The organism is Marinobacter sp. DSM 26671, from assembly GCF_900112835.1.
GTDB classification, from domain to species: domain Bacteria; phylum Pseudomonadota; class Gammaproteobacteria; order Pseudomonadales; family Oleiphilaceae; genus Marinobacter; species Marinobacter flavimaris.
In genome coordinates, this window is the sequence record NZ_FONF01000005.1 from 285,792 (window position 1) to 292,561 (window position 6,770).

The 6,770-nt window shown below is 58.3% G+C and carries 6 protein-coding genes; 3 read left to right on the forward strand and 3 right to left on the reverse strand.

Going from position 1 to position 6,770, the window contains the following annotated elements; translation table 11 throughout:
• The first annotated feature begins 5 nt into the window (after positions 1 to 5).
• The 3 genes from BM035_RS08100 to BM035_RS08110 all read left to right on the forward strand — a co-directional run bounded on the left by BM035_RS08100 (position 6) and on the right by BM035_RS08110 (position 3,545).
• Entirely contained in the window at positions 6 to 1,040 is a 1,035-nt protein-coding gene (locus BM035_RS08100; RefSeq protein WP_092031048.1) for an imelysin family protein, read from the forward strand.
• Between the two features lie 13 nt (positions 1,041 to 1,053).
• On the forward strand, positions 1,054 to 2,148 hold the full coding sequence (locus BM035_RS08105) for a DUF1513 domain-containing protein (RefSeq protein ID WP_092031050.1): 1,095 nt from the start codon (positions 1,054 to 1,056) through the stop codon (positions 2,146 to 2,148).
• An 83-nt stretch (positions 2,149 to 2,231) separates the two neighbouring features.
• Positions 2,232 to 3,545, forward strand: coding sequence for an MFS transporter (locus BM035_RS08110; protein WP_092031052.1), 1,314 nt, complete (start codon positions 2,232 to 2,234; stop codon positions 3,543 to 3,545).
• 14 nt (positions 3,546 to 3,559) lie between these two features.
• On the opposite strand, the gene BM035_RS08115 is transcribed toward BM035_RS08110, so the two are convergent.
• From BM035_RS08115 to BM035_RS08125, 3 genes are all read right to left on the reverse strand, one after another.
• Positions 3,560 to 3,925, reverse strand: coding sequence for a DUF4870 family protein (locus tag BM035_RS08115; RefSeq protein ID WP_053112750.1), 366 nt, complete (start codon positions 3,923 to 3,925; stop codon positions 3,560 to 3,562).
• 68 nt (positions 3,926 to 3,993) lie between these two features.
• Positions 3,994 to 5,634: a methyl-accepting chemotaxis protein gene (locus BM035_RS08120; RefSeq protein WP_053112751.1), complete on the reverse strand. Its 1,641-nt coding sequence runs from the start codon at positions 5,632 to 5,634 to the stop codon at positions 3,994 to 3,996.
• Between the two features lie 226 nt (positions 5,635 to 5,860).
• Positions 5,861 to 6,770: alkaline phosphatase (locus tag BM035_RS08125; protein WP_175497364.1), on the reverse strand; the 910-nt coding region annotated here is incomplete at its 5' end.

A 6,770-nucleotide genomic window follows, 5' to 3' on the forward strand; every position in this document is an offset into this window, starting at 1 on the left:
CAGCCATGCAAGGGATCACCAGACTGCTGTGCACATCTATCCTGACACTAACCTCGCCCCTGGCGTGGGCAAGCGATGCCAACATCCAGGCCCGCCAGCAGTGGTATGAAGGCATTGCGACCGGCTATCAATCGTTGACCACAGAAGCGGGAGAGCTGGCTGAATCCGCCCGTGACTACTGCCAGAATCCAGCCGAGGGAAGCCGGGAACACGTGGAAGCCGCCTGGCTGAATGCCTTCCTGGCCTGGCAGAAGGTGCGCTTAGTCGATTTCGGCCCGGTCGAAAACAACAACCTTTCCTGGCAGTTCCAGTTCTGGCCGGATCCGAAGAATCTGATTGCACGGAAAGCGGCTTACCTGATCGGAAACGACGAACCGATCACCCCGAGCGTGATCAATCAGTCCGGTGTCGCTGTGCAAGGCTTCCCGATGATCGAATATCTGCTGTTCGACCAAGAGTTCAATGCCGGGGAAACTTCACTCCCAGTCGCCCGGACCTGCGAGCTGCTAACGAACGTCGCGGGACACTTGAAAAGCAACAGTGACGCATTGATGGCTGGCTGGCAGGCTTTCAGACCGCACTATCTGGAGACCGAGCAGTACTTCGACACCACTATCCGAGCGGGTATGGCAACACTGGAAATTCTGGAAGAAAGAAGGCTGGCCCAACCCATGGGTCTTCGCGGCATTAACAAACGCAACCCTTACATCGCGGACGCCTGGCGCAGCGGCAAAAGCCTGCAGACTGTCGCGGCGACTGTCGACGGCCTGAACCGGTACTTTTTACCAGGGCTCGAAATTTCGCTGGAAGCAAAGGGGGCGTCCGACCTGGCAGACCGCATTCGCAAACAATTCAACGAGGTTCAGCAGAACTTTCCCGGTGCCCACCTACCCCTGGCAACGGCTTTGAAAGAAGAAGACCAGTTCCGGGCTCTGCAGAGCCTTTACGTTGATATTTCCCAGTTGACCAGGCTGGTGAATGACCAGGCGGCAGTGGCACTTGGCGTAGTACGAGGCTTCAACTCGAGCGATGGCGACTGAGGAACCTGATCTTATGCTTTTGAACCGGAGAGCCCTTCTCAAGGCGTCCATTGCCGGTGGCGTTGCCGTGGGCCTGACCGGCTGTTCCCTGCTGCCCCGAAAAGCGTCAGTCCAACCTGATGGCTATGCCGGCGCCGTCGGGTTCCCGGATGGCAGTTTTGGAGTCAGCGCATTCAACCGCAACGGCCGGATAGTGTGGCAGGCGCCTGTCGATTCCCGCTGCCATAGCGGCTGCAACCGACCGCACCAGCAAGAGACCCTGTTTTTCGAGCGCCGCCCGGGTTGGTCATTCTACGTTTTCGATAGCACTACAGGTGCCCGGAAACACCATATTTCAGCCGAGCCGGGCGAACACTTTGTTGGTCACGGTGTGTTCTCGACCGATGGCCGACGCCTCTACGTCACCGCCAGCCGGTACGATCAGGGCGCGGGGATCATCGCAGTCTACGATGCCGAAAAGGGTTATCGGCGGACAAAAACCTTTGATCTGGCGGGAATCGGCCCCCATGAGCTGACCTTGCACCCCGACGGCGAAACCCTGGTGATCGGTCTCGGAGGCATCCTCACTCACCCGGATTACGACCGCATGAAACTGAATCTGGACACCATGGATCCAGCCCTGGTACTTATGAATCGTCACTCCGGCAAAATCGTTGGCCGTTTCAGGCCGCCCCACCACCAGCAAAGCGCCCGCCATGTCAGCGTCAGCGGCGATGGCCGCGTGTATGTGGCCTATCAGCACCAGGGCCCACTCTACGAAACGCCGCCTTTGTTGGCACGTCTTGAAGAGGGAACTTTGCGGGAATACCGGTTCGATGAGGATACCCGGACAGCGTTGGCCAACTACATCTCCAGCGTGGTTGCGCATCCGGAAAACGACCTCGTGGCTGCGGCTTCGCCGATTGGTGGAACGGCCATTATCTTTCGGGGCAAGACCGGTGAGCTGGTCAGCCGCGCACACATCGCCGATTGCGCGGGCATCCAGACCCTTGCCGGAGGGGATTTTCTTGTTTCCTCCGGACGGGGAAAACTTATCCGGCTCGGCGCCGGCAAACCCGCCAGAGAACTCGCAGATCTATCCGTTCACTGGGACCACCATCTGGTCTGATCGCTCGCAGTTGCCGTAATCCGGACTTAAGGATACCGCGCCACACTGGTATCCTTTCGACACATTTTCCGGAGGATAGCGGTTTGCCTGAGAGCAGAAAGGACACCATCGAACAACTTTATGGCCTGATTGCCAACGAAGAGGATGCACGGGTCTGTACCGACATCTCCGATGACGCCTGTCGCGAAGTGCCGCGCAATTTCTTTCTGATTCTTGCCAGCAACGTCCTGACCAAACTGGGCGACCTGCTGATCAGTCCCAAAACCGTATTGGCCTGGTTGATGAGCGCCATTGGTGCACCCGCGCTGGTGGCCTGGCTGGTGCCGATCCGGGAATCCGGTTCCCTCGTCCCACAGATGGTCATTGCGGCCTGGGTCCGCCGCAAACCTGTTCGCAAGTGGTTCTGGACTCTTGGAAGCTTCGGACAGGCCGCCAGTGTTGTGGCCATGGCGGCCAGCATCTGGTTTTTCGAGGGGTATGCCGCAGGTTCCGGGATCATTGCAGCCCTTATTGTATTTTCCCTCGCCCGTGGATTCTGCTCCGTATCCATGAAAGATGTACAGGGCAAATGCATCCCGAAAACCCGCCGGGGAAGGCTCGGCGGGCTCGCCTCCACCATTGGCGGCACCGCCACCGTTGTGTTGACCGCGCTGCTGTTCTGGGAACGCGGCGACCCCACCCTCGCCTTTTACACCGTATTATTACTTCTGGCCGCGGCACTCTGGGTGATCGCCGGCCTGCTGTTTGCCGGAGTGGAAGAATACGACGGTGAAACCGGTGGCGGCGGAAATGCCATCAACGAGGCATTTCGAAGCCTGTCCCTGCTCCGGGATGACGTTCCGTTCCGGAACTTCGTGATTACCCGGGCCCTGCTGCTCAGCTCGGCACTGGCTTCACCCTATTTGGTCGTACTGGCACAGAAAGAATCCGACATTGGCTGGATGTTGGGCGTTTTCCTGCTGGCCAGCAGCCTCGCCAGCTCGCTCAGTGCCAGCTTCTGGGGCTGGGCTGCAGACACCTCCAGTCGGAGAGTCATGATCCGTGGGGCGGCAATGGCCAGCGGTGTGTGCCTGATCGTCGGCTTCACCGCGCTGTTTATCGGGACGGAAATCGGCAGCGTCTGGTTTTACCCGATTGCGTTTTTCGTACTGAGCATTGCCCATGCGGGCGTCAGGCTGGGGCGTAAAACCTATCTGGTGGACATGGCAGGGGGCAACAAGCGTACCGATTACACGGCGGTGAGCAACACGGTCATCGGTGTTCTGCTGCTTGTTACCGGCGGCCTCACCGCCCTCGTGTCAATGATCTCAGAAGTGGCGGTCATCATCGTTCTGGGCCTGATGGGGCTGGCTGGGATGTTCAGTGCCATGGGGCTGAAGGAAGTGACCGAAGACTGATAACGGTCGCCCGTTCAGGAGGGCGCCTTGCCGTCATTCAGGGCCAGAGCCCCTTTCACGATCCGGTAGATGATCCAGATAGAAATACCAAGGAGAATAAACCATCCGATGATGATCGGCGTGGTCACTATGCCAATCACGGTCCAGAGCAGGCCGATCCAGAAGGTGCGAATCTGCCAGCGGAAGTGCCGCTCCACCCAGGTATTACGGACGTCGTCCAGTTTGACGTAATTGATGATCACGCCCACCAGACCGGTAATGCCTCCTACGAAAAACGACAGCGCCTGAAGGATGTAGACCACCACCGCCAGGTTACGCGCCGGATCACTTCGGCGGGAGGCGGGGTCCGTGTCGGCAGGAATAAACTCCGGTTCAGCCAAGACAAGTCTCCTATTGATCTATTAATCGGAGTCTACCACAGCCCCCGTGGCCGAAAATCCCGCCGCGGTCAGTGATTGTCCGGACGGTAGCCCAGGCGGAAACCGCCCCAATGCTTGCCATTCACATAAATAGGTACGGAGAGATCATGCATGATTTCGCCGGTATCCCTGCGATAGGTTTGCAAAAGCATGTTCTCGGTGTGCGTGCCACAACGAATGCCCGTTCGGTCGTTGAACAGCCGCTTGCTCCGGCTCTTGACCAGATCCACCTTCGGATCTCCGGTCGGTGCGTGGGCGAAATCCCTGTTGTGGGTCGGTACATACCCGTCAGGCGCAGCGGCTATGGCAAAGACAATGGCCTCATGGGCGTTTTTCACCTGCTCCTGGATGGTCGGCAGGTATTGATCGGTAAATTTGTCAAAGCTGCTTGAGTACTTTGGCGGGTGCGTGTTCGGGATGGGAGTCCGGCTCTTGTCGAACAGCGCGCTTTCTGAGAGCTTGCCATCCCGGATTGCCTGCTCGAACATCTGGCCGATCTGGTCAGCGCCCGCTCTGGCCTGATCGAAGAACGGCCGGTGATAACTGGCTTCGCTGTTCAGGGCAAATGAAGCATTGGCTTTTTCCGCAAGCTCCATCAAAGTAGCAGCCTGCTCCGCCAGCGAGGAAACGCTGGTATCGCTCTCGGAAATCTGGTCACGCACCGTTTCAATGGCGGAGAACACCTGGGCCAGACTCTGCTCGTTGTTCTGATCTATTTCGGCTATCCGGGCAACCTGCTGCTGGACCCGATCAGATTGTTCGCTGATCTGTTCCAGACGCTCACCCACGCTTTCCACAGACGTCAGGCCCTCCTCAATGCTGCGGGCAAGATCTTCAATGCGGGATACAATCAGTGTGGTATCGGACCGTATTTCCTCGAGGGTTTCCGCCACTTCACCGGTCGCCTGGGCCGTGCGGCCCGCCAGCTGACGCACCTCATCCGCCACCACGGCAAATCCGCGACCCTGATCACCCGCACGGGCGGCCTCAATGGCCGCATTGAGTGCAAGCAGATTGGTTTGCTCGGCAATACCCTGAATGGTGGCGGTCACGCCCTGGATCTTGTTGGATTTCTCGTTCAGCTCCTGGATCAGCCGGAGATTCTCACCGGACTGCTGGTGTACCGCGCGCACACTATCGATGGCCGAGACCAGCGCTTCGCGCCCCTCGGTACTGACCTGCTTATTCTGGAGAGCCATGGTGGCGGCATCGGTCGCCTGCTCGGAGGATTCCCGCACGGTCTCGGTAATCTGGCCCGCGTAATCGGCCATCTGGGCGGTTTCTTCAACCTGACGGTCCAGCCGGATCTTGAGCTGGTCTGCGGCAAAGGAGACCTGGGCGGCGGAAATAGCGTTCCTGTCAGCGCTTCCGGAGAGGGTTTCCACCAGAGCCCGCCCGGCTTTCGCATCGGAAAGCAGCTGCCGGCAATGGGCCCGGAGCGGATGATCTTCTGCCAGGGTGCCCTTATCCAGAGCCCTGAGACCGCGTTCGGCAGGCTCCAGCACCCGGATGACCAGAAAGCCGGCGGCGGCTGCAAGGCCAACCACCAGTCCAACCAGTATTGATGCCGGTTCAAGGCCTAGCAAAGGCGCCACCACTGCACTGATGACCGCAAGAACAACAGCACTCACCACCCCCAATATTATTGAAGCCCGATCCAGCAACCCCATAGGAACCTCTTCTTTATCGTTGCTTCTACCAATATTTTGTTATTTAAGGCCATCATGGAGACTAATAAATTGATATGAGTTTATAACTCATACTTTAGTGTATGTAACTGGCTTATCGGCAGGAAAAGGGGTTTCTGAAACAAAAAACCGCAAACCCGACTCACTCTGTTACCAAGTGGGCAGGGCTTGCGGTGTTTAGCGCGTTTTTAGCTATTAATCCCGGGATTTATCGCACAGCCAGGTTGGCAGCCCCGCTGATATCCGAGGCATAATCCATTATGTGATAGATCATGTTCTGCTCGTTGGTGCCCGTTACCAGATGGGCACCCGGCCCCCTGGCATAAATGCCCACATCCTCACCGGCATGTGTCTCGCTGCCCAGTGGCACCAATGACTCCTGGTGGAAGCCCGGCGTGGTGGTGTCAACGTTGGTCAGGTCCTTTCGGCCGGCGTTGATGGGGTCGCCATAGGTACGGTCCGCATCGGTCTCGCTTCCATAGTCGCGCATGCCGAGGCCATTGGCATACCCCAGGGTGGTGTATGGCAGATCATCCGACGCCAGTTCAGGCTGCTCCGCCCCAATGCTCACCACCTTACCGAGAATGGGGTTGCCGCGCTTGGGATAACCGGCCATCGTGAACACATGGCTGTGATCAGCGGTGACAATAATCAGGGTATCCTCCGGGTTGGTTTGATCCGCGGCCACTTTTACGGCTTCGGCCAGTTCAATGGTATCGGTTAAGGCGCCATTGGCACTGCCGGCGTGGTGGGCGTGGTCAACGCGGCCCGCTTCGACGGTCAGGAAAAACCCGTCCGGATCGTTATCCAGAATGTCGATGGCCTTGGCAGTCATCTCACTCAGTGACGGCTCACCGGCAACATCGTTGCCACGGTCAGCCTCGTACTGCATGTGCGACTCGTTGAACAGGCCGAACAACCTGGACGTGGTTGCGGCGTTGACGCTGTCGAAACCGGCCTTGTCATACACGTATACGCCTTGTGGATACTGAGCCTGCCACTCGGTGACCAGGTTGCGGCCATCGGTGCGGTCGCCTTCGACACTGGATCGCGCATCCGGGCTGTTGAACCTGGCATCATTTGGCAGGAAGTGGCGACGGCCGCCGCCCATGACCACG

Excerpts from the sequence above, each read along its gene's own strand:
- BM035_RS08100 (WP_092031048.1), top strand. The coding sequence starts at position 6 with ATGCAAGGGATCACCAGACTGCTGTGCACATCTATCCTGACACTAACC.
- BM035_RS08105 (WP_092031050.1), top strand. The coding sequence starts at position 1,054 with ATGCTTTTGAACCGGAGAGCCCTTCTCAAGGCGTCCATTGCCGGTGGC.
- BM035_RS08120 (WP_053112751.1), bottom strand. The coding sequence starts at position 5,634 with ATGGGGTTGCTGGATCGGGCTTCAATAATATTGGGGGTGGTGAGTGCT.